Here is a 22,601-nt window from a genome sequence, read left to right on the forward strand (position 1 = left end):
TCCTTGTGGGGGATGGCATGAAATCCAAGCGATTTGAAGCGCTGGCGAAACGGCCGGTTAACCAGGACGGTTTCGTCAAAGAGTGGGTCGAGGAAGGCTTTATAGCCATGGAAAGTCCCAACGACCCCAAGCCGTCGATCAAAATCGTCGACGGCAAGGTTACCGAACTCGACGGCAAGGCCCGCGCCGACTTCGATCTGATCGATCACTTTATCGCCAACTACGGCATTAACCTGGCGCGGTCGGAAGAAGTCATGGCGATGGATTCGGTACAACTGGCAAAAATGCTGTGCGACCCCAACGTGTCGCGCGCCGATATCATCCCGCTGACCACCGCCATGACGCCGGCGAAAATCGTCGAAGTGATGTCGCAGATGAACGTGGTGGAGATGATGATGTCGATGCAGAAGATGCGCGCCCGGCGCACTCCCTCGCAGCAGGCGCACGTCACCAATATCCAAGACAATCCGGTGCAGATTGCCGCCGACGCCGCCGAAGGGGCCTTCCGCGGCTTTGACGAACAGGAAACCACCGTGGCGGTGGCGCGCTACGCGCCGTTTAACGCCATCGCGTTGCTTATCGGCTCGCAGGTCGGCCGGCCGGGCGTGCTGACGCAATGCTCGCTGGAGGAAGCCACCGAACTGAAACTCGGCATGCTGGGCCATACCTGCTATGCCGAAACCATTTCGGTTTACGGCACGGAACCGGTGTTTACCGACGGCGACGATACGCCCTGGTCGAAAGGATTTCTCGCCTCCTCCTACGCCTCGCGCGGCCTGAAGATGCGCTTTACCTCCGGTTCCGGCTCGGAAGTGCAGATGGGCTACGCCGAAGGTAAATCCATGCTGTACCTGGAAGCCCGCTGTATTTTTATTACCCGCGCCGCCGGGGTGCAGGGGCTGCAAAACGGGTCGGTAAGCTGTATCGGCATCCCGTCGGCGGTCCCCTCGGGCATCCGCGCGGTGCTGGCGGAAAACCTGATCTGCTCGTCACTGGATCTGGAGTGCGCCTCCAGCAACGACCAGACCTTCACCCATTCCGATATGCGCCGTACCGCGCGTTTGCTGATGCAATTCCTGCCCGGCACCGACTTTATCTCCTCCGGTTATTCGGCGGTGCCGAACTACGACAATATGTTCGCCGGCTCCAATGAAGACGCCGAGGACTTCGATGACTACAACATCCTGCAGCGGGATCTGAAAGTGGACGGCGGGCTGCGCCCGGTGCGCGAGGAAGACGTGGTGGCCATTCGTAATAAAGCGGCGCGCGCGCTGCAGGCCACGTTCGCCGGCATGGGCCTGCCGCCCATTAGCGACGAGGAGGTCACCGCCGCCACCTATGCCCACGGTTCGAAGGATATGCCGGCGCGCAATAAGGTGGAGGACATGAAGTTCGCCCAGGAGATTATCGAGAAGAACCGTACCGGACTGGAAGTGGTCAAGGCATTGGCCGAAGGCGGTTTCACGGACGTGGCGCAAAGCGTGCTGGATATCCAGAAAGCCAAGATTGCCGGCGATTACCTGCATACCTCGGCCATTATCGTTGGCAACGGCCAGGTCCTGTCGGCGGTGAACGACGTGAATGATTACGCGGGTCCGGCCACCGGATACCGTTTGCAGGGCGCACGCTGGGAAGAAATCAAAAACATTCCCAACGCGCTCGATCCCAGTGAGTTGGGTTAACCAAGGCGGCCATGATGGAAATTAACGAAACACTATTACGGCAAATCATAGGCGACGTGCTCAGCCAGATGCAGCCGCTGGATAACCAGGTCTCCTTCGCCCCCGCGCAGGCGGCCAAACCCGCCGCCGCGGCGCCCACCGGCGACGGCAAGACCTGCGATTTTCTCAAGGTGGTGGACGACGCCCGGCCCGGCACCCATAAAGACGAGGTGATTATCGCGGTCGGCCCCGCGTTCGGCCTGTCGCAGACCGTCAATATCATCGGCCTGCCCCATAAGCAGATCCTGCGCGAACTGATTGCCGGCATCGAGGAGGAAGGCGTGCGCGCCCGGGTGATCCGCTGCTTTAAATCCTCCGACGTGGCGTTTGTGGCGGTGGAAGGCAACCGGCTGAGCGGGTCGGGCATTTCCATCGGCATCCAGTCCAAAGGGACGACGGTTATCCACCAGCGCGGCCTGCCGCCGCTGTCCAACCTGGAGCTGTTCCCCCAGGCGCCGCTGCTGACGCTTGAGACCTACCGGCATATTGGTAAAAACGCCGCGCGCTACGCCAAGGGCGAATCGCCGGATCCTGTGCCGACGCTCAACGATCAGATGGCCCGGCCGAAATACCAGGCCAAATCCGCGGTGCTGCATATCAAGGAAACCAAGTATGTGGTGACCGGCAAGCAGCCGCAGGAACTGAGCGTCGCCCTCTGAACGCCACGACTTTAACCTCTACGCGCCCGCCGCGGGCGATGCGCGAATTAAGGTAACGACGATGAATGCTGAAGCAATTGAAACCATGGTGCGTGACGTGCTGGCACGCATGAACAATCCGGACGCGGTGCAAACGCCGGCCCCGGCGTCCAGCGCGCCCAAGGCCTTCACGGCCGGCGTGGCGGATTATCCGCTGACCAATAAGCACCCGGACTGGGTCAAGACCGCCACCGGCAAAACCCTGGACGACCTGACGCTGGCCAACGTGCTTAACGGCCGCGTCACCGCCCAGGACGTGCGGATCACCCCGGAAATCCTGCGCATCCAGGCGGATATCGCCCGCTCCGCCGGACGTTCCCTGCTGGCGATGAACTTCGAGCGCGCCGCCGAACTGACGGCGGTGCCGGATGAGCGGGTCCTGGAAATCTATAACGCCTTGCGTCCGTTCCGCTCAAGCCAGGAAGAATTACTGGCGATAGCCGGTGAGCTTGAGTCGCGCTACAACGCGACGATTTGCGCCGGTTTTGTCCGCGAGGCCGCGGGGTATTACCTGCAGCGTAAAAAGCTCAAGGGCGATGATTAACACCGGGGAACCGGCGGGCGGGAGCAACAGATGGGTTATATCGTAGGGGTGGATATCGGTAATGCCTCCACCGAGGCGGCGCTGGCGCAGGCCTCCGCCAGCGGGGCATTGACATTTATCGCCAGTTCGCTGGCGGAAACCACCGGTATCAAAGGCACCAAACGTAACGTGTTCGGGATTATGCAGGCCCTGAACGCGGTGGTGGCGCGGGCCGGCATCAGCATTGCCGACCTGACGCTGATACGGCTCAACGAAGCAACGCCGGTCATCGGCGACGTGGCGATGGAAACCATCACCGAAACCGTGATTACCGAGTCCACCATGATCGGCCATAACCCCAAAACGCCGGGCGGTCTGGGGCTGGGAGCCGGTATTACCATCGGCTTCGACGAACTGCTGACGCGCTCCGTGGAGGAGCCCTATATCGTCATAGCCCCCGCCGCGCTCGATTTTGCCGATATCGCCGCGATGATCAACGCGGCGGTCAAGGCCGGTTTTCGTATTACGGCGGCTATTTTGCAGCGCGACGACGGCGTGTTGGTCAGCAACCGGCTGGACCAGCCCATCCCCATCGTCGACGAGGTGCGTCATATCGAGCGCATCCCGCTCGGCATGCCCGCGGCGGTGGAAGTGGCCGCCCCCGGCAAGGTGATTACCCAGTTGGCCAATCCTTACGGCATCGCCACCGTGTTCAAGCTGAACGCCGACGAAACCCGCGCCATCGTGCCGGTGGCCCGTTCGCTTATCGGCACCCGCTCCGCGGTGGTGGTGAAAACGCCCAAAGGCGACGTCAAGGCGCGCACCATCCCGGCCGGACATCTGGAGCTGTATGCCGGTAACCGGGTAACGCGCATCGATGTGCACCAGGGAGCGGAAAAAATCATGGCGGCGGTGTCCGCCCTCGGCCGGCTCGACAACGCCGGCGGCGAATCCGGCACCCATATCGGCGGCATGCTGGAGCAGGTGCGCCAGACCATGGCGGAACTGACCAATAAGGATCCGTCCGCCATCGCCATCCAGGATCTGCTGGCGGTGGATACCTTCGTGCCGGTAAACGTTAAAGGCGGCCTGGCCGGGGAATTCTTTATGGAACAGGCGGTGGGCATCGCCGCGATGGTGAAATCCGATCGGCTGCAGATGATGGACATCGCCGACGCGCTGCAACAGCAGACCGGGGTCAGGGTCGCCATCGGCGGCGCCGAGGCGGAGGCCGCCATCCTCGGCGCGCTGACCACGCCGGGCACGCAGCGGCCGCTGGCGATCCTCGATCTGGGTGCCGGCTCCACCGACGCCTCGATCATCGACGGCAACGGCCGCATCGTCGCCACGCACCTGGCGGGCGCCGGCGATATGGTGACGCTGCTGATCAATTCCGAACTGGGGCTTGAACAGCGCCAACTGGCGGAGGACATCAAAAAGTATCCCCTGGCCAAGGTGGAGAGCCTGTTCCATATCCGCCATGAGGACGGCAGCGTGCAGTTTTTCGACCACCCCCTGCCGGCCGACGTGTTTGCCCGGGTGGTGGTGGTCAAGGAGGACGGCATGGTGCCCCTGCCGGCCGATCTGGCGCTGGAAAAAGTGCGCGTGGTGCGGCGCAGCGCCAAGCAACGGGTGTTTGTCGCCAATGCCCTGCGCGCGCTGGCCCAGGTCAGCCCGACCGGCAGCATTCGCGATATTCCCTTCGTCGTGCTGGTGGGCGGCTCCGCGCTGGACTTTGAAATACCGCAGCTGGTGACGGACGCGCTGGCCCATTTCCACCTGGTGGCCGGCCAGGGCAACGTGCGCGGCTGCGAAGGCCCGCGCAACGCCGTTGCCACGGGACTGGTGCTGTCATGGACCGGGGAGGCGGCGCATGAGCCTGCCTGATATCAGCCATCCGGCCATCATCGTCAGCCTGTGCGGCGGCGGGCGTCCCGGCTGGCAACAGTTGCTGCTGGGCATGGAAGAGGAAGGCATCCCGTATGCGCTGCATGACGCCGGCGATGACGCCACCCCGCTGGCCCTCCTGGCGCACCAGGCCTCGAACGCATCGCCGCTGGCGGTGGGCGTGGCGGTCGGCGCGCAGGATATCGCGGTGCACGATCCGCATTTACCCGCCGACCGCCCGCTGTTTGTCCTCAGGGACTATACGCGGCTGCCGGCGCAAGAAATCCGCCGGCTGGGCTGCAACGCGGCACGGCTGGTGAAAGGGTTACCGTTTAAATAATGCCGGGCAATCAACCACATCACGTCGCCCACAACAGGAGAGAAAGCATGAACAACGCATTGGGATTAATTGAAACTAAAGGGCTGGTCGGCGCCATTATCGCCGCGGACGCCATGGTCAAATCGGCCAACGTCCAACTGGTGGGCTATGAAAAAATAGGCTCGGGTCTGGTAACGGTCATGGTGCGCGGCGACGTCGGGGCGGTCAAGGCGGCGGTGGATGCCGGCGCGGCGGCGGCCCAGGGCATCGGCAACGTGGTCTCCACGCACGTTATTCCCCGTCCGCATTCGGATGTCGAGGGCTTTTTGCCCACCGCCACCCCGGTACTGGGTGAATAACCTGAAGGTGACCGCGTGAAAACCTCACTGGGTTTGCTTGAAGTCGCCGGTCTGGCGCTGGCCGTCAAGGCGGCCGACACCATGGCCAAGGCGGCGAACGTTGCCCTGACCGGCATCGAAAGGACCAACGGCTCGGGCTGGATGCTGATCACCATTACCGGTGACGTGGCGGCGGTCAATTCGGCCATTGCCAACGGCGCGGCGCTGGCGCGCCGGGAAAACGGCTGGGTGGCGCAACGGGTTATCGCCCGTCCCGCGGACGGTCTGGACGGCTGGCTGGACGGCGCGATAAAAACCCGGCCCGCCGACGGCGGCAACAATGCCCTGGACCGGCATGACGATATCGCGTCCGGCGCGCCGGCGGAATCAGGCGCGGTTGCGCTCGCAAGCCGCGCGGCGCCACCCGCGGCCAGTATCCCGGCAGCGGCGGATATCGCCCCGGCCGGCGCGATCGCGGCGGGAGAGGAACTCGCCGCACCGCCGGCGGCGATCCTCACCGCCCCGCCGGTAAAACCGGCGGCGGAAGTACGCGGCGAACCGGCAATGTTGCCGGACCTGCCTGGGCTGGTGCCGGGCGAATGTAATTTATGTCACGACCCGGCATGTCCGCGCCGCAAAGGCGACCCCCGCGCGACATGTATTCATGACGGAGAAAGAGGCTAAGTCAGATGGAAACATTGGAGTTGCAGTCCCTGGTGGAAAACGTACTGCTCGATATGCGGCGGCGCCCCGTGCCGCTTGGCGTATCGAACCGGCATTTGCATCTGTCCCTTGAGGATTATGAACATCTGTTTCCCGGCCGGCCGCTGATCTTCAAAAAGGATTTGTATCAGCCCGGACAGTTCGCCTCCGAGCAGGTGGTCAACCTCGTCGGTCCGAAAGGCACGCTGAAAAACGTGCGCATCCTCGGCCCGCTGCGCGGCCGGTCCCAGGTGGAAATTTCCCGGACCGACGCCCGGCTGCTGGGTATTGCCGCGCCGCTGCGCCTGTCAGGCAACCTGGACGCCACGCCGGGCATCCGGCTGGTCAGCGCCAGCGGCGAGCTGGAATTACCCCATGGCGTGATCGTGGCGCAACGGCATATCCATATGTCGCCCCTTGATGCGTTGCTGTTCGGCGTTAAGCCGGGCGATGTGGTGCGCGTAGCCCTGAACGGCACCGGCCGCCGGCTGATCTTTGACGATGTGGTGATCCGGGTGGGCGAGCATATGCGCCTGGAAATGCATATTGATACCGACGAGGCCAACGCGGCCGACGCCGGTGACAAAGGCGCCACCGCGGTTTTGCTGGGGCGCTGAGGATGGTTTGGGAAGGCGGGCGCGAACAATGGCTGGCGGAATGCGTCGTCCGGGTACTGCAGCGACTACAACAGCGCCAGCGGGCTGAGCTGGTGCTGCCGCTGCCGCGCTTAATCCGCGACTGGCCCGCGAACGCCGCGCTGAACCATGCGCGTCTGCGGGTGACGCACACCACGCCGGCTTTTTGGCAACGGCTGGCCAGCGGCGGGGACGAAGATGCGGCGTTTGACGCGCTGAGGCGGGCCTGGCGCGACGGCATGCAGGTATGGCTTGAAATCGATAACGCCTGCTTCGGCCTGCTGCCGGTCGCCGGGCTGCTACGGCTGCCGCTGCGTTTTTGCGCGCCGGACGGCAGGCCGGTTCACCTGCTGGCGCGCCGGGTGGCGGGCTACGCCGATGTCCGACCGCTGCCGCCGGGATATCTCGTCGTGGCGCGCCATGTCCTGCTGACCGCATTGGCCAGGGATGAAATTGTTAAACGTCGTCTTCAACTTTACAGGCAGGACTAGAACATGCAACTGGCTCGCGTAATCGGTTCGGTGGTGTCGACGCAGAAAGCGCCTTCGCTGCTGGGTAAAAAATTGATGGTGGTGGAACCGGTCAATGTCGACGGTTCGGCCCCCAGCGGCTTCACGCAGCAGGAGGTGGCGGTGGATTCCGTCGGCGCGGGCGAAGGCGAAATCGTGCTGCTGGCGCGGGGGGCGTCGGCGCGCTGGGTATTCGCCGAGCCCAACCAGGCCATCGACCTGGCGATTGTCGGCATCGTCGACACCATTGTTCCTTAACAGAGGCCGGATCGGGAGCGGGTTATGAGCATCTATACCAAAACCGGCGATAAAGGCACCACCTCGCTTATCGGCGGCCAACGCATTAAAAAATACCACCCGCGCGTCGACGCCTACGGCACGGTGGATGAACTGAACGCCTGCCTGGCGGTGGCCGCCCATCAGGTGCGCGACGCGCAAAACCGACGTCTGCTGCGCGCCATCCAACAGCAGTTGTTCTGGCTGGGCGCGGAATTGGCCGACGAACGGCCCGGCCTGCGATCCGATAGCGTCCAGCGCCTGGGCGCCGAACAGATAACGCAGCTGGAGCAGGCCATCGATCGCTGCATGGCGGCGCTGCCGCCGGTCACGGGCTTTGTACTGCCCGGCGACAGCCCGGCCGGCAGTCAACTGCATTTGGCGCGCACCGTGGCCAGGCGCGCCGAGCGGCTGCTGGTGCATTTGGCGGACGAGACGCCGGTGCGCGGCGAGGTGCTCGGTTTTATCAACCGGTTATCGGACTGCCTGTATGCGCTGGCCCGCTTTGAGGATCGCTGTGCCGAAACCGACGCCGTGGTCGGCGAGGTGCTACGGCGCTATCAGGCAAGCGCGGGGTCCACCGCCGGCCAGGCCGGGGCGGACCCCGCCCCGCCTGACGGCGAAACGCCCGGCGCGCCGGAGGACCTTGACTTTCTGCTGGTCCATCGCCTGTTGCGCGCGGCGATGGCGGCGGCCGGCGAACTGGCGGTGGCGGTGGTGATGGCCGTTGTGGATCGGCACGGCAATCCGGTCATCACCTATCGCATGAGCGGCGCGCTGCTGGCCGCCATCGATCTGGCGCCGAAAAAGGCCTGGTCCGCCGTGGCGCTGAAAACCGCCACCCATGAACTTGGCCCGGACATCCAGCCCGGCGCCGCACTGTATCAATTAGAAGCCTCATCGGGCGGCAGGATTGTCACCTTTGGCGGCGGATATCCGCTTTACCGCGCGGGCCTTCTTATCGGCGGGCTGGGCATCAGCGGCGGCACCGTCGACCAGGACCGGCACATCGCCCAATGGGCTATCACTCAATGTCATGTGGGGAAAGAGTCATGAATACAAATGAACTGGAAACGCTGATCCGCACCATAGTGCGCGAAAAACTCGAGCCGGCGCGGCGGGAAAAAACCACCTCGGCCCTGTTCGACCAGGTCGATGAGGCGATCGATGCGGCCCACGCGGCGTTCCTGGCCTATCAGCAGTGCCCGCTGAAAACGCGCAACGCCGTGATCGCCGCCATTCGCCATGACCTGGTGCCGCATCTGCAGGTGCTGGCCGAGCGCGGCGCCGAGGAAACCGGCATGGGGCGGGTAGAGGATAAGCTGCTGAAAAACCGCGTGGCGCTGGAAAAAACGCCCGGCGTGGAAGACCTGGTCACCGAGGCCATCACCGGCGACGAAGGCATGGTCTTATTCGAGTACTCGCCGTTCGGCGTGATCGGATCGGTGGCGCCCAGCACCAATCCCACCGAGACCATTATCAATAACTGTATCAGCATGCTGGCCGCCGGCAACGCCATCTTCTTCAGTCCGCATCCCGGGGCCAAAAATGTGTCGCTGTGGCTTATCGAGCAGATCGAAGCCATTATTTTCACCGCCTGCGGCATCCATAACCTGGTGACCTGCCTGCGCGAGCCAAGCTTCGAGTCCACCCAACAGATGATGAAACACCCTCTGATTGCCCTGCTGGCCATCACCGGCGGTCCCGGCATTGTCAACATGGCGCTGAAAAGCGGCAAAAAAACCATCGGCGCCGGCGCCGGCAACCCGCCGAGCCTGGTGGATGAAACCGCCGTGCTGGATAAAGCGGCGCAGGATATCGTCAGCGGCGCCTCCTTTGACTACAACCTGCCCTGCACCGCCGAAAAAAGCCTGATCGTGGTGGAAAGCGTGGCCGACGCCCTGCTGTCCGAAATGCAAAAATGCGGCGCGCTGATGGTCGCCGGCGGCGATATCGACAAGCTGCGCAACGTCGCCATTATCGACGGCCACGCCAATAAGGCGCTGGTGGGCAAAAGCCCGCTGGCGCTGCTGCAGGCCGCCGGCCTGCCGCGGCCCGACAAGGCGCCGCGCCTGCTGCTGGTCGAGGTCGGCGCCGAAGACCTGTTTGTCTCGGTGGAACAGCTGATGCCAATCCTCCCGGTGGTGCGCGTACGTGATTTCGACAGCGGCCTGCAGCTGGCGCTCAAGGTCGAAGGCGGCCTGCACCACACCGCCACCATGCATTCGCAAAATGTCTCGCGGCTCAATAAGGCGGCCAGGCTGCTGCAAACCTCCATTTTTGTCAAAAACGGCCCGTCCTATGCCGGGATCGGCGTGGGCGCCGAAGGGTTTGCCACCTTCACCATCGCCACCCCCACCGGCGAAGGCACCACGTCGGCGCGCACCTTCGCCCGCCATCGTCGCTGTGTGTTGACGAATGCGTTCTCCATCCGTTGAACAAATTGCGTTGAGGTAAAGGAAAGACGATGAAACGTTTTGTCATCCCGACCCGCGTCTACAGCGGCATCGACAGCCTGGAGCGCCTAGAGCGCTACCGCGGCAAGAAAATCTGGGTGGTCTGCGACGGCTTCCTGGCCAAGGGCGGCGCCATCGCGCGCCTGCTGGCGCATCTGGACGCCGACCGGGTCAGCCTGTTCAGCGAGATCATGCCGGATCCGCCCATCGCCACCGTGGTGGCCGGTATCGCACAGCTGCAATCGGTCAGGCCGGACGTGGTAATAGGGTTCGGCGGCGGGTCCGCCATCGACGCCGCCAAGGCCATGGTGTTTTTCGGCCGCCGGGTGGGCATCGCCATCGACACCTTTATCGCTATTCCCACCACCAGCGGCACCGGCTCGGAAGTGACCAGCGCCAGCGTGATAAGCGATCCGGTGCAGGGCATCAAATATCCCCTGTTCGACGATGCCATTTATCCCGATATCGCCCTGCTCGATCCGCAGCTGGTGGTATCGGTGCCGCCGGCGGTCACGGCCAATACCGGGATGGACGTATTGACCCATGCCATTGAGGCGTATGTGTCCACCGGCGCCAGCGATTTCAGCGACGCGCTGGCGGAGAAGGCCGCGCAGCTGGTGTTCCGCTACCTGCCGGCCGCGTATGCCACGGGAGACTGCCTGCGCACGCGGGAAAAAATGCACAACGCCGCGACCCTGGCCGGCATGGCCTTCAGCCAGGCCGGGCTGGGTTTAAACCACGCCATCGCCCATCAGTTCGGCGGGCAGCTGCATGTGGCGCACGGTCTGGCCAACGCGCTGCTGCTGACCGAAGTGATCCGCTTTAACAGCGCGGACGCGCGGGCGACGAAAAAATATGCCCGCCTGGCAAGGCTCTGTGGCCTGGCCGCCCGGCAAAACGACGATCGGGCCGGGCTAAATCAGTTGCTCAACCATATCAGCCAGTTAAAACGCACCATCGGCATCCCCGCCGGCCTGGGCGCGCTGGGCCTTGGCGCGGAAAAAATACGCCTCGCCACGCCCCCTATGATCCGGGCGGCGTTAAGCGACGCCACGTTAACCACCAATCCGCGCCCGGCATCGGATAACGATATCGGGGCGATTATCGGCGCCGTGATATAGCGAAAAACAGGACATTATGAATAGCGAGATAAAAACCGAGCGGGTCATTCAGGAATATGTTCCCGGCAAACAAATTACGCTGGCGCATTTAATTGCCAATCCCAATAAGGATATTTATAAAAAACTGGGGCTGAATGAGGATGACAATGCCATCGGCATTCTCACCATCACGCCCAGCGAAGCCTCGATTATCGCCAGCGATATCGCCACGAAATCCGGCGCGATAAAGATTGGCTTTATCGACCGTTTTACCGGCGCGGTAATTATTTGCGGCGATGTGTCCTCGGTGGAATATGCCCTGAAACAGGTGCTGTATACCCTGGGTGAGATGATGAAATTCACCCCCTGCGCGCTGACCCGGACCTGAGCCATGAAACGGTTGATGCTGCTCGGACCCAGTCAGTCGGGGAAAACCACGCTGTTGCAATGCCTGCGGGGCGATCCGCTGGTCTACCGCAAAACGCAGTCCATGGTTTACCTGGCCGACGCCATTGACAGCCCGGGGGAATATATCGAGAACCGCCATTTTTACAGCGCGCTGCTCTCAAGTTCCTATGAAGCGGATATCGTCGCTTTGGTACAAAGCCTCGACAGTGAAAACAGCTATTTTTCACCCATGTTCGCCACCCTGTTTAATAAACCGGTTATCGGCATTATCACCAAGGGCGACATTGCGGTCGATGAAAGACAAAAAGCCTTCGTTATTCATCAATTAAAGCAGGCCGGCGCGGATCCGCTGTTTCTGGTATCGGCCACCCGGCGGGAAGGTATTGCGCCACTGCTGACGTATCTGGAATAACAGTTTCGGAGTAACAGATGACACACCTAATTATGGCGGTGAATGCCGGCAGCTCGTCCCTTAAGTTCGAATTATTTGCCATGCCGGAGGAAATCACCCTGGCCAAGGGGCTGTTTGAAAGGCTGGGCAGCGGCAGCGCGCGCTTTACCCTGCGCGCGGACGGGGGCACACATCAGGCCGACGTAGCGCTTAACGATCACCAGCAGGCGGCGGAGTATTTACTGGATACCCTGCTGCAACGCGGCATCGTCGACTCCCTGGCGCATATCGACGGCGTCGGCCACCGGGTGGCCCACGGCGGCGAATATTTCAAGGATTCCGCACCTATCGACGCCGCCGCGCTGGAGGAAATCGACGCACTCGGCGCCCTGGCGCCGATCCATAACCCGGTTAACGCCAAGGGTATCCGCGCGTTCCAGCGGCGTCTGCCGCACGCGGTCTGCGTGGGGGTGTTCGATACCTCTTTTCACCAGACCATCAGCGAGGCCGGCTATCTTTATCCGCTGCCCTACCGTTATTACCGTGATTACGGCATCCGCCGCTACGGTTTTCACGGTACCAGCCATAAATACATCGCCGAAACCTGCGCCGGTCTGCTGGGGCGGAGGGACCTGCGCATCATCTCCTGCCATCTGGGCAACGGGGCCAGCATCTGCGCCATTAACGGCGGCCGGTCGGTCGCCACCTCCATGGGATTTACGCCGCTGGCCGGACTGATGATGGGCACGCGCTGCGGCGATATCGATCCGTCGATAGTGCCGTTTATCGCCTTGCGCGAAAATAAATCTGCACAACAATTGCTTGAGATCATGAATAACGCGTCCGGGCTGCTGGGCGTCTCTGGGATCTCCAATGACTGTCGTGATATCGTAAGCGCCGCCGAGTCGGGCAATCACCGCGCGACGCTGGCGTTGGCCATGTTCACCGATCGCATCCGCAGCGCTATCGGCGCGTACGCAACCGAAATGGACGGCGTGGATGTGGTGATTTTTACCGCCGGCATCGGCGAGAACGCCGCCGGCATCCGCCGGCAAATCTGCCGTAATCTCGGGTTCCTGGGCATCCGTGTCGACGAAAACAAAAACAAGCGTCACGCCACGTTTATCCAGCAGGACGGCGCGCCGGTTATCGTCGCGGTGATCCCCACCAATGAAGAATTGATGATCGCCCGCGATGTCATGCGTGTCGGTCTGGCGCAACCAAAAGAGGTGCAACATGTCGGGTAAGGTATGGCTGGTGGGCGCCGGTCCGGGCGATCCCGGGCTGATAACCGTGATGGGGCTGGACTGCCTGAAGCGCGCCGACGCGGTGGTCTACGATCGCCTGGTCAATCCCCTGCTGCTGAAAGAAGCCGCCGCGCACTGCGTGCTGATCGACGTGGGCAAACGCGCCGATCACCATCCGATCCCGCAGGATCGGATTAACGCCATTCTGATCGAACAGGCGAATATGGGCCGCGAGGTGGTGCGGCTGAAAGGCGGCGATCCTTTTGTCTTCGGCCGCGGCGGCGAAGAGGCCGAGGCGCTGGTGCGCGCCGGCGTTACCTGCGAGGTGGTGCCGGGTATTACCTCGGCCATCGGCGGGCTGGCGCGCGCCGGCATCCCGGTGACCCATCGTGACTTCGCCTCCTCGTTTCATGTTATTACCGGGCACCTGCGCGACGGCAAGGATCCGCATAACTGGCGGGTGCTGGCGCAGCTGGACGGCACGCTGATTATCCTGATGGGTATGTCGCGGCTGGCGGATATCTGCCGGCAGCTTATCCTCCATGGCCGGGACGCGGATACACCTGCGGCGGTGGTAATGAACGCCAGCCATCCGGAACAGCGCACCGTGCTGGCCACCCTCGGCACGCTTGCGCAAGAAAGCGCGCGGGCGGGAATGGCGGCGCCGTCGCTGATTGTCATCGGCGACGTGGCCGCGCTGACCTTGCTGCAATCGTTATGATGACGGCGGCGCGGCCGCCTGTTATATAATATTGGCGATATCATTGGCTGCGCGGCGTCCATGGCCTTGCCGCCAACCCGATAGATCTGCAGGGAGTTATTTATGGCGCAAGCCAATCAGCACGGCGGCAACGTACTGGACATGGCGTTAGCCTCGGGGGTGGATGAAGCCTCGATCGTGGATTTCAGCGCCAATATCAATCCGCTCGGCATGCCGCCTAGCCTCAGGCGGGCGCTGGCCGAAACGTGGGCGCTGGCGGAGCGCTATCCCGATCCGCTCTATCGCCGGCTGCACGCCAGGCTTGCCGCGCACCATGGCTGCCCGGCATCCTGGATCCTGGCGGGCAACGGCGCCACCGAGCTGATTTATGATCTCGCGTTCCTGCTGCGCGGCAAAACCGTGCTGCTGTTAAGCCCGGGTTTCGCCGAATATCGGCTCGCCCTGGAGGGCATGGACTGCCGCATCAGGGAATATCGGCTGGCGGAGCACGATGATTTTCGCCCCGACCCTCGCCTGTTGGCGGCGCTCGGCCCCGGCATCGACTGCCTGTTTCTCTGCACGCCCAATAATCCCACCGGCCAGCTGATTGAACCTGATCTTATGCAGGCCATCACCCTGCGCTGCCGCGAACTGGCGATTACGCTGGTGGTGGATGAGGCTTTTATGGATTTCATCCCCGGCGGCGTCAGTATGATTGATAGCCTGTCCGGTTTGCCTGCGGTATTTGTTCTGCGTTCGCTGACCAAATTTTACGCCATCCCCGGCCTGAGGCTGGGCTATATGGTCAGCAGCGACGGGCAGGCGGTGGCGCGGTTGCGCGAACGCCGCCCCCCCTGGACCATAAACGCCTTCGCCGCGCTGGCCGGTGAAGTGGTACTGGACGATGCGGATTATCAGCGTGATTCAAGGCAATGGCTGCAAGAGCAGCAGGCATACCTGTTTACAGGACTTAACGCCCTGCCCGCGCTCAAGGTCTGGCGGCCGGCGGCCAATTTTCTCTTTTTTCGCTGCCTGCGCCCCGGCCTTGATTTACAGGGTCTGCTGCTGCGACAGGGCTTGTTGATCCGCAGCTGCGCCAACTATGCCGGCCTGTCCGGCGAGTATTATCGTGTGGCTATCAAGGATAAGGCGGATAATCGCCGCTTGCTCGACGCCTTGCGCAAGGTGTTTGCCCATGATTAAACAATGCTGTCATTCCAGCGGCCCGTGGTATACCCATGGCTGAGGCACGCTGCCCCGCTTCCTGCGGCGAGCTGCTGCAGGGCTGGATTAACGGCGGCGAAAAGCTGGTGTCCTGCCCTATCGACTGGTTTAGCGAGGTGGAAGTGCGCGCGGGGCCGCCTATGGCGGATGAACGCCCGCTCAGCCGGCGCATGCTCGATCAGGTTATCAAGCATTTTGGTGTCAATCCCGGTGACGTGCCGCCGCTGCGCATCGAGCGCCGGTCCACCATTCCCATCGCCAAGGGGCTGGCGAGCAGCACCGCCGATATTGCCGCCACGGCGGTGGCCACCGCGCGCTGGCTTGGGCGGGAGCTTGATGAAATGACCCTGGCGCGGCTTTGCCTGCGGCTGGAGCCCACCGACAGCACGGTATTTAAAGCGCTGACGCTGTTTGACCACCGCCGGGGCACCTGCCATATTTCCCATCACTGGTTGCCCCAGCTCGATATCCTTATCCTGGAAAGCCCGCATACGCTTACCACCGCCGCGTCACATCAGCAAATTCACGATGATCAGCTTCGCGCGCAGGCGCAGCCGCTGCAAAATGCCTGGCTATTGTTCCAGCAAAGCTGCGTCGCGCACTCTCACGGCCAGCTGGGCGCCGCCGCCACCCTCAGCGCCCGGGCGCGTAATGCGCTGTTGCCGAAACCCGGGTTCGAGACGCTGCTGCGCATTGTGGAACAGCAGGATCTCTACGGCCTGAACGTCGCCCACAGCGGCACCGTGGTGGGCCTGCTGCTCAATGCGAGGACACATGACACCGACAGGCTTATGGCCGCCCTGGCGGAAACCGGCCTCCTGCGCCACTACACCCGCCAGCATATTACGCGCCTGGTAGCGGGCGGCGTGCGTTAGCCCTATCAAAAAACAACATGCCCTATTAGGCAATTGACTACTTCATACCAGGCAATATACTTAGTATTACTTCCTATGTGATTATATTTTACTGGCTTTGATAAAATGTTTATTAATTTTATTTTTCAACCTATAACGAAGGGCTGACCTGCCGATATTTCTTGAAAGATATAAGGTCATCGCCCTCATTTATAAGATTCAAATATAATTTTGAGATAGCAATATAAGGAAGTGATTATTCCCGTTGCAGTTAATAAGCCAGAATATGACAGGGACACCGGGCAGCATCCCTGGAGGCGACGCCAGTGAAATAAATTTTTTTCAGGTTTTTTTACTATCGCAATTTTTATATTGATAAATTGATTATCCCATCCATTTCAACAACGACGAGATATTAATTGAAAAATACTCATATTTTATGAAATCGCACATATTATAACGAGGAATTATACATGAAAAATTCATTTGTAAGTAATTGCAATCAACCCACTCTAGCCCCCCCATCAACAGCGGTAAATATACATTTAGAAAACGTTACGTCAACCACCGTCACGATACTCTGGGATATTAGCGAAGGCGCGCCAGTTCAATATTGGCAGATTTTCGACAGTGAGAGAAATGTGGTCATAAAATACATTCCGGGATTTCCCCATAGACTTTTTCTTACCGATTTATACCCCTATACCTTCTATACTATATTTATTGTTGGCATAGGCTACGACGGCACACCGAGCAGGCTCAACCGGCCTTTTCACTTTTTCACGAATGCGTTACCGGGTTCGTCGCGCCCGGGATGCGACCCGCACCGACATTGCCAGCCGCCGCGCCCGCCCTATAATCCGCCGCATCAGCACTGCGAGCCGCCGCGTCCGCCCTATAATCCGCCGCATCAGCACTGCGAGCCGCCGCGTCCGCCTTATTATCCGCCGCATCAGCATTGCGAGCCGCCGCGCCCGCCCTATTATCCGCCGCATCAGCATTGCGAGCCGCCGCGCCCGCCCTATTATCCACAGTATCAGCCTTGCAAGCCGCCGCGCCCGCCCTATAATCCGCCGCATCAGCACTGCGAGCCGCCGCGTCCGCCTTATTATCCGCCGCATCAGCATTGCGAGCCGCCGAGCCCGCCCTATTATCCACAGTATCAGCCTTGCAAGCCGCCGCGCCCGCCCTATTATCCGCCGCATCAGCATTGCCAGCCGCCGCGCCCGCCCTATTATCCGCCGCATCAGCCTTGCAAGCCACCGCGCCCGCCTTATTATCCGCCGCATCAGCATTGCGAGCCGCCGCGCCCGCCCTATTATCCGCCGCATCAGCCCTGCGAGCCGCCGCGCCCGCCTTATTATCCGCCGTATCAGCATTGCGAGCCGCCGCGCCCGCCTTATTATCCGCCGCATCAGCCCTGCGAGCCGCCGCGCCCGCCTTATTATCCGCCGCGTCCGTCTGGTGAACATCAACGATATTAATTTACTACTAAATAACACCCTCCCAGCTGCCCGTTTAACGGGCAGCAAAAACAGGCAAACCAATAATGGGTTTTTTTTATTAATTTTATACTTTATCAATAAATAAAGATTATTAATTGAAATTGATGACAGGGGGAAAAACTCAATCCAGCATTTTAGCTATAATCATAATGATAAGCCAACATTTAAATAGTGAACATTGAGGGTATTATAATGCAAAATCAATTTTCCCTGGACCGCAATGCCCCTGTATTTTTGCGCCCGGCGGTTCCCGTAAACCTGAATCTCGCCATACTTACCGCGACCACCGCTATTTTAACCTGGGACGCTGGCCAGGGCGGCGCGCCCACCGCCTATTACCGCGCATTGCACGCGGGGTTTCCCGGGGGTTGGATAGCACAGACCCGCGGCGATGAGACATCCGTATCAATTTGTTATCTATCCCCGAATACACGCCATGATTTTTATATTTTTGCCGTGAGCTTTGACAATATATTAAGCGTAGCATCGGAACCGCTTAACTGTTTTACGCCGGAACAGGTTTATTCGTGGCCATCTGACGCCTGCGGCGCGGATTAATGTTACCCGCCAACGATGCCTTTACACCCACGCCGTTACCTCAGCGCCTGGGTGGACACAATGCGATCTATTTTAGCGATCCGTTTACCGTCCCAGATAAACTCATAATGCGCGCTTTGCTGGACGCTTTTCACTCCTTTCGGGGTAAACAGTCCCCAGCAGACCGCGCCCGGCCGGCGGACCGAACGATAGCGCAGCGCAGCACATCCATTGGCTTTCAAAGAGCGCCCCAGCTCCCTGGCGGCGGTATAGCTAAGCGGATCATAGACCACGTTGGCAAGCGGCAGCACCAGCGCGTCGTAAGCCGGCGCCGGATCGAAAATAAACACCAGGCCGCGCATCACCAGGCGATCATATTTCAGTCCATCGATAAACTGCCAGTAGCGCTCCTGGTGATAGGCCACCTCCGCCAGGGCGGTGGCCATCTCATCGGCAAGATACAACATGCCGAACGTGCCGTCGGAAAAACGGCTGCCCAGCGGATTAACATGGGTAAACGGCGCTACCGCGTAGGAACAGCCCGCAATGCCGAACGGAATTTCCCCGGCGGCCAAAAACGCCAGGTCGCCGGTTTCATTTTGCAGCCTGGGGTTGGTCAATGCCTGTAGCGCATAAAGGATGTCGAACTCTGCCTCGTCGGCCACATCCTCAAATAACGCGATCGGCGGATATTTAGAAGTAATCAGCCGGTAGCCGCGCTGTTGCGCGATCTCCAGGGCGGGCAGTCTGGGTGGGGCCGTAACTACCATTGCCCCCCCCGCAGCGCGTCCAGCTGTTTATGGACTTCGTATAACGTGCCGAAATGGCCGGTGCTGAGCATATCCAGCGGCCTGCGCCCGCTAAAATAAGGATTATGGTTGTTCAGCGCCATAAAACCATACACGTTTTCGGGGTTTTCGAATAACGTGCGCAGCGAGGCGTGGATATTGAGCAGGTAGCTCAAACGCTCCAATTGATCGTTGGTCAGCTGGGCTGCGGCCGGATCTTTCCTGAATTTATAAAAGGACGCTTTTGAGATCTGCAAAATGGCCTGCGCCTGTTCAGGGGTGCACCCCCATTTATCAAGGATAGCCATCACCGTTTTAAGCCCAACGGCGGCGACATGCCGTTTCTCGTCGTTAAACGGTAATTTGTGCGGCAATACCATTACTGAGCCCTCCGCTGTCGTCTTGGTCTTATTATGGACCAATTATCAATATTAGTCTACCTAAAGACTATGACGGGCGCTGAAACCACAGATCGGGCAGGATATCCAGCGATAGGGTTAAGCTATGAGGAAATACCTCTTTATCGCGGTACATAAACCTGATGGTGCCAAGCGAGGCGGTATAGGTTAATTCATTTCTGGCGGCCACATTCAGTAAGGTACAAGGCACGGTGCCGACACGCGATGCCAGCGTATTCTGCCTGACCAATTGGATATCATTAAGCTGGAAGAGCGGATTGGTCCCCGCGTTCTGCAGGCTGCAGCTATCGGCAAGATGCTCCAGCCGCTTGAGGGCCGGATCGTAGCTTTTATCGGCCGCCAGCGCCGACATCATCTGATTGAGCGCAATGATAAATTCATCATAAATCTGCCGGAGCACCTTCTTTTGGATTGTATAAGTCGCGATTGCCCTCACCGCGGAACGTTTATCTAAACTGTCGCTGTTGCTTCGGGCGGCATAGTCCTCGACGGCGTGAATAATATCGTATAGATGGAGTTGTTGTCCCTGCCCTTGGCCCGCATTGCAGCCCGGGTCTTTCTTTTTAACGAGCAAATATTCGCCAAGCGTGGTATTCATGGTCCAGGGTCGCAAGGACTTATTCAGCCGCAGGTAAAAGGGCTTTTGCGCAGGGGGATAGATAATAACTTCCGCGGTTTTTTGCTGATTAAATAACCGCAGATTCTGTTTATAGTCCCCCGGGGATACAATAAACGTACTGATCTCCTCCCCCGCTTTTATCCTTTGATAACCGTGGAAGCGATCGACGGCATTCTTGAGGATTTTGCTTAGCGATTCCACTTGGTCGCCGACGTGTTTCGGCAATCGTTTCAAAAAGCCGGCAATCACGTAGTTAAGCTCGTTGGCTATCAGGTTAAACGCCGGCTCCGCTTCCTGCCCCCGCCCTGTTTCAGCGTTGCCTGCGGGCAATGTAATCAGGGGGGACGACTCAATTTTCAACGTCGCCCCGTCCAGGCGATAATGTCTGGCCGCGGCATTGCGGGTGACGGGCAGCGTCTGCTTGAGCTCCTCGGTTAACGGCAAGGGAAAACACAGCAGGGTATTACCCGGTGCCGGTGTCATGGCAATGGGCATAATTTTGCTCTCCTGATAAGAAAATAAGGAGAAGCCGAGGTATTTTTGCTGCAGGTTAACCTGCCTGTCGTTGACGGGTTGCCCGGAAAAATGGGTTGTGACCTCATCCGTCTGCTTATTGATATCAAAAATATTTACCGCGCCGCCTGCCCCCAAGGCGGTGCGCGGCAGCACCATAAAGGTGTTTGGATCGGCCATAAAACCCACCTGTGCCCGCAGCTCGCTTTTGGCTTCCAGCAGCAGGGTTGCCCCCTGGCCGCGGCAGGTTTTGGTTATCGCTTGCCGGATCAATTTCGCGAAATAAGGTGCGAGATGCTGTTCGCGATGCAGGGCTGCGCTTTGCGGAATAAAAATAGCGTCAAGCAGCAGGCCGATTTCCTGTTCGCAGACATCGATACTAAAATTGAATTGCGCGTTTTTGTTAGCCACCAGTATGGCATTCGCTTCTAAGGGCAATACCGTAGAGAAATCAATATTATTATAATTTAATAATTTACCATTCTCTTCTAAACCTTGGCCGGTTCCTAGAATAGCAATTAATGTCTTATAATTAATTTTGTTATAATTTAATTTGATACTTCCGTTGTCATTTTTGGTCAACGTTAACGATTGCCCCCGGCTATACCGGACCATGGCGCCGGTAAACCAGCCGGGCATAAAGGGCAGTCCGGCCGCGGCGATACCGAGAAAAAAAGAAGCATCGAACAATTTGTTCAGGGAAATCGATTCATTTTTTCCCAGCAAGGATAAGGTGTATCTTATTTTGTCGCTGATATCCTCCTTAGCGCTGAGATAAGAGGAAGCAGAAGCAAATAATTTGTTCATTTCTTTATTATTTACGAACTTATTTATTTCGCCGAACTCACGGGTGAAGGCATGAGTCCCGGTTTGTGGCGCGGCGACGCGTGGGGGCTGGGCGATTTTTCTGGTCAGGGTTTGCGCCAGGCATCGTACCCCGGGGTCCACCGCTTGCGCCAGTGCGATACCGGCACGTCTGCGATCGCCACGGTAGTTCAATGCTCTGGCGCGCTTTAGTCTCACCCTGAAATTATCAATGGTTTTAGCCAATAACGGGATCCGCCGGCTGCTGAATTTTCCCCAGCGGTAGTTGGTAAAAGGCTGGCCTGAAAATACCTTATCATAGGGGTTGTTTCCGGAGCCTGACGAAAAATTCTGCGGCGGTTTTTGGCTTAAATGCCTGATAGTGGCCTTCACGGCATCCACATGGTCGGCATCCAGGTAAAAAACGTTTAATTTCCCGTTGTGATTCACCGTTAGCTTAACCCTATTGAGTATTTGGCAAGCGGATAAAATGTTAACTGCCCCGGATAGGGGTAACCGGAGTTTTATCTCCCGGCGGCCCCGGGTGTGATCGTAACCCTGTGCCGGGATCGCCAGAAAAAGGCTGCCCTCTTTAAAGACCAATTCTACCGTCTTCCCATCATGGCTGTATAAGCATAGATCATCCGGCATCCGTCCCGCTTGCGGCAATTTTTTCAGTAAAATGCTGATATTGAAACAGGCATCGAATCCGGCATTGACGTCGAGGGTAGTCGTGGTGCTGTCGGTATTCAGCGTTAATTTATAATAATCGGCCGCGCCTTTTTTTTTCCCTATCAGGCTGCCCTTATCATTGACGATTAATCGATCAAAGCGCAGGTCGTCATGGTCTTTAAAATCAACCGTGGCAATATAAAATTTTTTCGTCCCCTTGACCTTCTGCCAGGCGCCTTTGAAAAAATCCTTTTGCTTGCCTTTTACCAGTACTATCCTCCCTTCCTGGTCAAGGGTTATGCCTTGCTGCAAAAAGAAACCATCGCGCAGGGAACCGCTATAAACATACTGGGCGGCATCAAGCGCATAATCCGCGCCGGCGAGATCATAACGCAACGTGCTTTTTATAAGCACAAGATCAGACTCACTGTTTATATCAGGTAACGCTTTCGTACGACGTAGCATAAATGTCGCTAAGGGGGGATCGTTCTCCTTTGTTCCGCTTACGGCATTTAAAGCATCAGGAATCGATGCATATTGCAATGATAATTTTTCACCGTCATTTCTCGCGGTTTGAAAATTACGCCGCAACGTAGAATTTTTAGACAGGCAGAATTTTATGGCAAATGATTCAGATATATCATCCACATTATCCTTATAACAAGGATATGTATTATCTACATATTTCATAACCCTCCCTATGTTAGAGATTATTATTAACCGACTCTATTATTAGCGCAAGGAAACTGCATATTG

22 protein-coding genes and 1 pseudogene are annotated in these 22,601 nt (G+C 59.0%); 19 read left to right on the top strand and 4 right to left on the bottom strand.

Annotation, left to right across the window (positions count from 1 at the left end):
* The first annotated feature begins 17 nt into the window (after window positions 1-17).
* From pduC to ACL2XM_RS09660, 19 genes and pseudogenes are all read left to right on the top strand, one after another.
* Window positions 18-1,682: a propanediol dehydratase large subunit PduC gene (gene pduC, locus ACL2XM_RS09570; RefSeq protein WP_410015133.1), complete on the top strand. Its 1,665-nt coding sequence runs from the start codon at window positions 18-20 to the stop codon at window positions 1,680-1,682.
* A gap of 14 nt (window positions 1,683-1,696) precedes the next feature.
* A complete protein-coding gene (locus ACL2XM_RS09575; RefSeq protein WP_413733213.1) occupies window positions 1,697-2,380 on the top strand; it encodes a propanediol/glycerol family dehydratase medium subunit in 684 nt (227 codons plus the stop codon).
* Window positions 2,381-2,441: 61 nt separating this feature from the next.
* Entirely contained in the window at window positions 2,442-2,963 is a 522-nt protein-coding gene (gene pduE / locus ACL2XM_RS09580; protein ID WP_410015134.1) for a propanediol dehydratase small subunit PduE, read from the top strand.
* 30 nt (window positions 2,964-2,993) lie between these two features.
* Entirely contained in the window at window positions 2,994-4,829 is a 1,836-nt protein-coding gene (locus ACL2XM_RS09585) for a diol dehydratase reactivase subunit alpha (RefSeq protein WP_410015135.1), read from the top strand.
* Window positions 4,816-5,169: a glycerol dehydratase reactivase beta/small subunit family protein gene (locus ACL2XM_RS09590; protein ID WP_410015136.1), complete on the top strand. Its 354-nt coding sequence runs from the start codon at window positions 4,816-4,818 to the stop codon at window positions 5,167-5,169. The genes ACL2XM_RS09585 and ACL2XM_RS09590 overlap by 14 nt, the downstream gene beginning before the upstream one ends.
* Window positions 5,170-5,216: 47 nt before the next feature.
* The gene (locus ACL2XM_RS09595; RefSeq protein WP_331119175.1) at window positions 5,217-5,507 is read left to right on the top strand and encodes a BMC domain-containing protein; all 291 of its coding nucleotides are present in this window, start codon (window positions 5,217-5,219) and stop codon (window positions 5,505-5,507) included.
* A 15-nt stretch (window positions 5,508-5,522) separates the two neighbouring features.
* Window positions 5,523-5,774: pseudogene (locus tag ACL2XM_RS09600) on the top strand (BMC domain-containing protein); the annotation flags it as partial.
* Between the two features lie 401 nt (window positions 5,775-6,175).
* Window positions 6,176-6,805 carry a phosphate propanoyltransferase gene (locus ACL2XM_RS09605; protein ID WP_410015137.1) on the top strand — a complete coding sequence of 210 codons (630 nt, stop codon included), beginning with the start codon at window positions 6,176-6,178 and terminating at the stop codon, window positions 6,803-6,805.
* A gap of 2 nt (window positions 6,806-6,807) precedes the next feature.
* Complete coding sequence (gene pduM, locus ACL2XM_RS09610) at window positions 6,808-7,314, top strand: PduM family microcompartment protein (protein ID WP_413728440.1); 507 nt, start codon at window positions 6,808-6,810, stop codon at window positions 7,312-7,314.
* A 3-nt stretch (window positions 7,315-7,317) separates the two neighbouring features.
* Window positions 7,318-7,590 carry a EutN/CcmL family microcompartment protein gene (locus ACL2XM_RS09615; RefSeq protein ID WP_410015139.1) on the top strand — a complete coding sequence of 91 codons (273 nt, stop codon included), beginning with the start codon at window positions 7,318-7,320 and terminating at the stop codon, window positions 7,588-7,590.
* Between the two features lie 24 nt (window positions 7,591-7,614).
* Window positions 7,615-8,664 carry a cob(I)yrinic acid a,c-diamide adenosyltransferase gene (locus ACL2XM_RS09620; RefSeq protein WP_413732787.1) on the top strand — a complete coding sequence of 350 codons (1,050 nt, stop codon included), beginning with the start codon at window positions 7,615-7,617 and terminating at the stop codon, window positions 8,662-8,664.
* On the top strand, window positions 8,661-10,046 hold the full coding sequence (locus ACL2XM_RS09625; protein ID WP_413732788.1) for an aldehyde dehydrogenase family protein: 1,386 nt from the start codon (window positions 8,661-8,663) through the stop codon (window positions 10,044-10,046). The genes ACL2XM_RS09620 and ACL2XM_RS09625 overlap by 4 nt, the downstream gene beginning before the upstream one ends.
* A gap of 29 nt (window positions 10,047-10,075) precedes the next feature.
* The gene (locus tag ACL2XM_RS09630; protein WP_413732790.1) at window positions 10,076-11,185 is read left to right on the top strand and encodes a 1-propanol dehydrogenase PduQ; all 1,110 of its coding nucleotides are present in this window, start codon (window positions 10,076-10,078) and stop codon (window positions 11,183-11,185) included.
* A 16-nt stretch (window positions 11,186-11,201) separates the two neighbouring features.
* Window positions 11,202-11,552, top strand: coding sequence for a BMC domain-containing protein (locus ACL2XM_RS09635; protein ID WP_331119159.1), 351 nt, complete (start codon window positions 11,202-11,204; stop codon window positions 11,550-11,552).
* A 3-nt stretch (window positions 11,553-11,555) separates the two neighbouring features.
* The gene (locus ACL2XM_RS09640) at window positions 11,556-11,984 is read left to right on the top strand and encodes a EutP/PduV family microcompartment system protein (protein ID WP_413722827.1); all 429 of its coding nucleotides are present in this window, start codon (window positions 11,556-11,558) and stop codon (window positions 11,982-11,984) included.
* A gap of 17 nt (window positions 11,985-12,001) precedes the next feature.
* Window positions 12,002-13,210, top strand: a complete 1,209-nt coding sequence (locus ACL2XM_RS09645) for an acetate/propionate family kinase (protein WP_413732791.1) — start codon at window positions 12,002-12,004, stop codon at window positions 13,208-13,210.
* Entirely contained in the window at window positions 13,200-13,931 is a 732-nt protein-coding gene (gene cobA / locus ACL2XM_RS09650; protein ID WP_413722825.1) for a uroporphyrinogen-III C-methyltransferase, read from the top strand. Before ACL2XM_RS09645 ends, cobA begins: the two co-directional genes overlap by 11 nt.
* Window positions 13,932-14,033: 102 nt before the next feature.
* Window positions 14,034-15,113, top strand: a complete 1,080-nt coding sequence (gene cobD / locus ACL2XM_RS09655; RefSeq protein ID WP_413732793.1) for a threonine-phosphate decarboxylase CobD — start codon at window positions 14,034-14,036, stop codon at window positions 15,111-15,113.
* A 35-nt stretch (window positions 15,114-15,148) separates the two neighbouring features.
* Window positions 15,149-16,009: a GHMP kinase gene (locus ACL2XM_RS09660; protein ID WP_413732794.1), complete on the top strand. Its 861-nt coding sequence runs from the start codon at window positions 15,149-15,151 to the stop codon at window positions 16,007-16,009.
* A gap of 770 nt (window positions 16,010-16,779) precedes the next feature.
* On the opposite strand, the gene ACL2XM_RS09665 is transcribed toward ACL2XM_RS09660, so the two are convergent.
* The 4 genes from ACL2XM_RS09665 to ACL2XM_RS09680 form a co-directional block, all read right to left on the bottom strand.
* On the bottom strand, window positions 16,780-17,460 hold the full coding sequence (locus tag ACL2XM_RS09665; protein ID WP_413732796.1) for a hypothetical protein: 681 nt from the start codon (window positions 17,458-17,460) through the stop codon (window positions 16,780-16,782).
* Window positions 17,461-18,086: 626 nt separating this feature from the next.
* Window positions 18,087-18,800: an RES family NAD+ phosphorylase gene (locus tag ACL2XM_RS09670; protein WP_413722821.1), complete on the bottom strand. Its 714-nt coding sequence runs from the start codon at window positions 18,798-18,800 to the stop codon at window positions 18,087-18,089.
* Window positions 18,794-19,198, bottom strand: a complete 405-nt coding sequence (locus ACL2XM_RS09675; RefSeq protein WP_410015150.1) for an antitoxin Xre-like helix-turn-helix domain-containing protein — start codon at window positions 19,196-19,198, stop codon at window positions 18,794-18,796. Before ACL2XM_RS09675 ends, ACL2XM_RS09670 begins: the two co-directional genes overlap by 7 nt.
* 67 nt (window positions 19,199-19,265) lie before the next feature.
* Window positions 19,266-22,535 carry a hypothetical protein gene (locus tag ACL2XM_RS09680; RefSeq protein ID WP_413732797.1) on the bottom strand — a complete coding sequence of 1,090 codons (3,270 nt, stop codon included), beginning with the start codon at window positions 22,533-22,535 and terminating at the stop codon, window positions 19,266-19,268.
* Window positions 22,536-22,601 lie beyond the last annotated feature (66 nt).

The sequence above is a fragment of the Sodalis sp. RH20 genome, from assembly GCF_047324205.1.
In the GTDB taxonomy this organism is placed as follows: Bacteria; Pseudomonadota; Gammaproteobacteria; order Enterobacterales; family Enterobacteriaceae; genus Acerihabitans.

Excerpts from the sequence above, each read along its gene's own strand:
- ACL2XM_RS09615 (WP_410015139.1), top strand. The coding sequence starts at position 7,318 with ATGCAACTGGCTCGCGTAATCGGTTCGGTGGTGTCGACGCAGAAAGCG.
- cobD (WP_413732793.1), top strand. The coding sequence starts at position 14,034 with ATGGCGCAAGCCAATCAGCACGGCGGCAACGTACTGGACATGGCGTTA.
- pduE (WP_410015134.1), top strand. The coding sequence starts at position 2,442 with ATGAATGCTGAAGCAATTGAAACCATGGTGCGTGACGTGCTGGCACGC.
- ACL2XM_RS09680 (WP_413732797.1), bottom strand. The coding sequence starts at position 22,535 with ATGAAATATGTAGATAATACATATCCTTGTTATAAGGATAATGTGGAT.
- ACL2XM_RS09575 (WP_413733213.1), top strand. The coding sequence starts at position 1,697 with ATGGAAATTAACGAAACACTATTACGGCAAATCATAGGCGACGTGCTC.
- cobA (WP_413722825.1), top strand. The coding sequence starts at position 13,200 with ATGTCGGGTAAGGTATGGCTGGTGGGCGCCGGTCCGGGCGATCCCGGG.
- ACL2XM_RS09605 (WP_410015137.1), top strand. The coding sequence starts at position 6,176 with ATGGAAACATTGGAGTTGCAGTCCCTGGTGGAAAACGTACTGCTCGAT.
- ACL2XM_RS09585 (WP_410015135.1), top strand. The coding sequence starts at position 2,994 with ATGGGTTATATCGTAGGGGTGGATATCGGTAATGCCTCCACCGAGGCG.
- ACL2XM_RS09645 (WP_413732791.1), top strand. The coding sequence starts at position 12,002 with ATGACACACCTAATTATGGCGGTGAATGCCGGCAGCTCGTCCCTTAAG.
- ACL2XM_RS09635 (WP_331119159.1), top strand. The coding sequence starts at position 11,202 with ATGAATAGCGAGATAAAAACCGAGCGGGTCATTCAGGAATATGTTCCC.
- ACL2XM_RS09625 (WP_413732788.1), top strand. The coding sequence starts at position 8,661 with ATGAATACAAATGAACTGGAAACGCTGATCCGCACCATAGTGCGCGAA.
- pduM (WP_413728440.1), top strand. The coding sequence starts at position 6,808 with ATGGTTTGGGAAGGCGGGCGCGAACAATGGCTGGCGGAATGCGTCGTC.
- ACL2XM_RS09630 (WP_413732790.1), top strand. The coding sequence starts at position 10,076 with ATGAAACGTTTTGTCATCCCGACCCGCGTCTACAGCGGCATCGACAGC.
- ACL2XM_RS09665 (WP_413732796.1), bottom strand. The coding sequence starts at position 17,460 with ATGTTCACCAGACGGACGCGGCGGATAATAAGGCGGGCGCGGCGGCTC.
- pduC (WP_410015133.1), top strand. The coding sequence starts at position 18 with ATGAAATCCAAGCGATTTGAAGCGCTGGCGAAACGGCCGGTTAACCAG.
- ACL2XM_RS09670 (WP_413722821.1), bottom strand. The coding sequence starts at position 18,800 with ATGGTAGTTACGGCCCCACCCAGACTGCCCGCCCTGGAGATCGCGCAA.
- ACL2XM_RS09620 (WP_413732787.1), top strand. The coding sequence starts at position 7,615 with ATGAGCATCTATACCAAAACCGGCGATAAAGGCACCACCTCGCTTATC.
- ACL2XM_RS09640 (WP_413722827.1), top strand. The coding sequence starts at position 11,556 with ATGAAACGGTTGATGCTGCTCGGACCCAGTCAGTCGGGGAAAACCACG.
- ACL2XM_RS09595 (WP_331119175.1), top strand. The coding sequence starts at position 5,217 with ATGAACAACGCATTGGGATTAATTGAAACTAAAGGGCTGGTCGGCGCC.
- ACL2XM_RS09660 (WP_413732794.1), top strand. The coding sequence starts at position 15,149 with ATGGCTGAGGCACGCTGCCCCGCTTCCTGCGGCGAGCTGCTGCAGGGC.
- ACL2XM_RS09675 (WP_410015150.1), bottom strand. The coding sequence starts at position 19,198 with ATGGTATTGCCGCACAAATTACCGTTTAACGACGAGAAACGGCATGTC.
- ACL2XM_RS09590 (WP_410015136.1), top strand. The coding sequence starts at position 4,816 with ATGAGCCTGCCTGATATCAGCCATCCGGCCATCATCGTCAGCCTGTGC.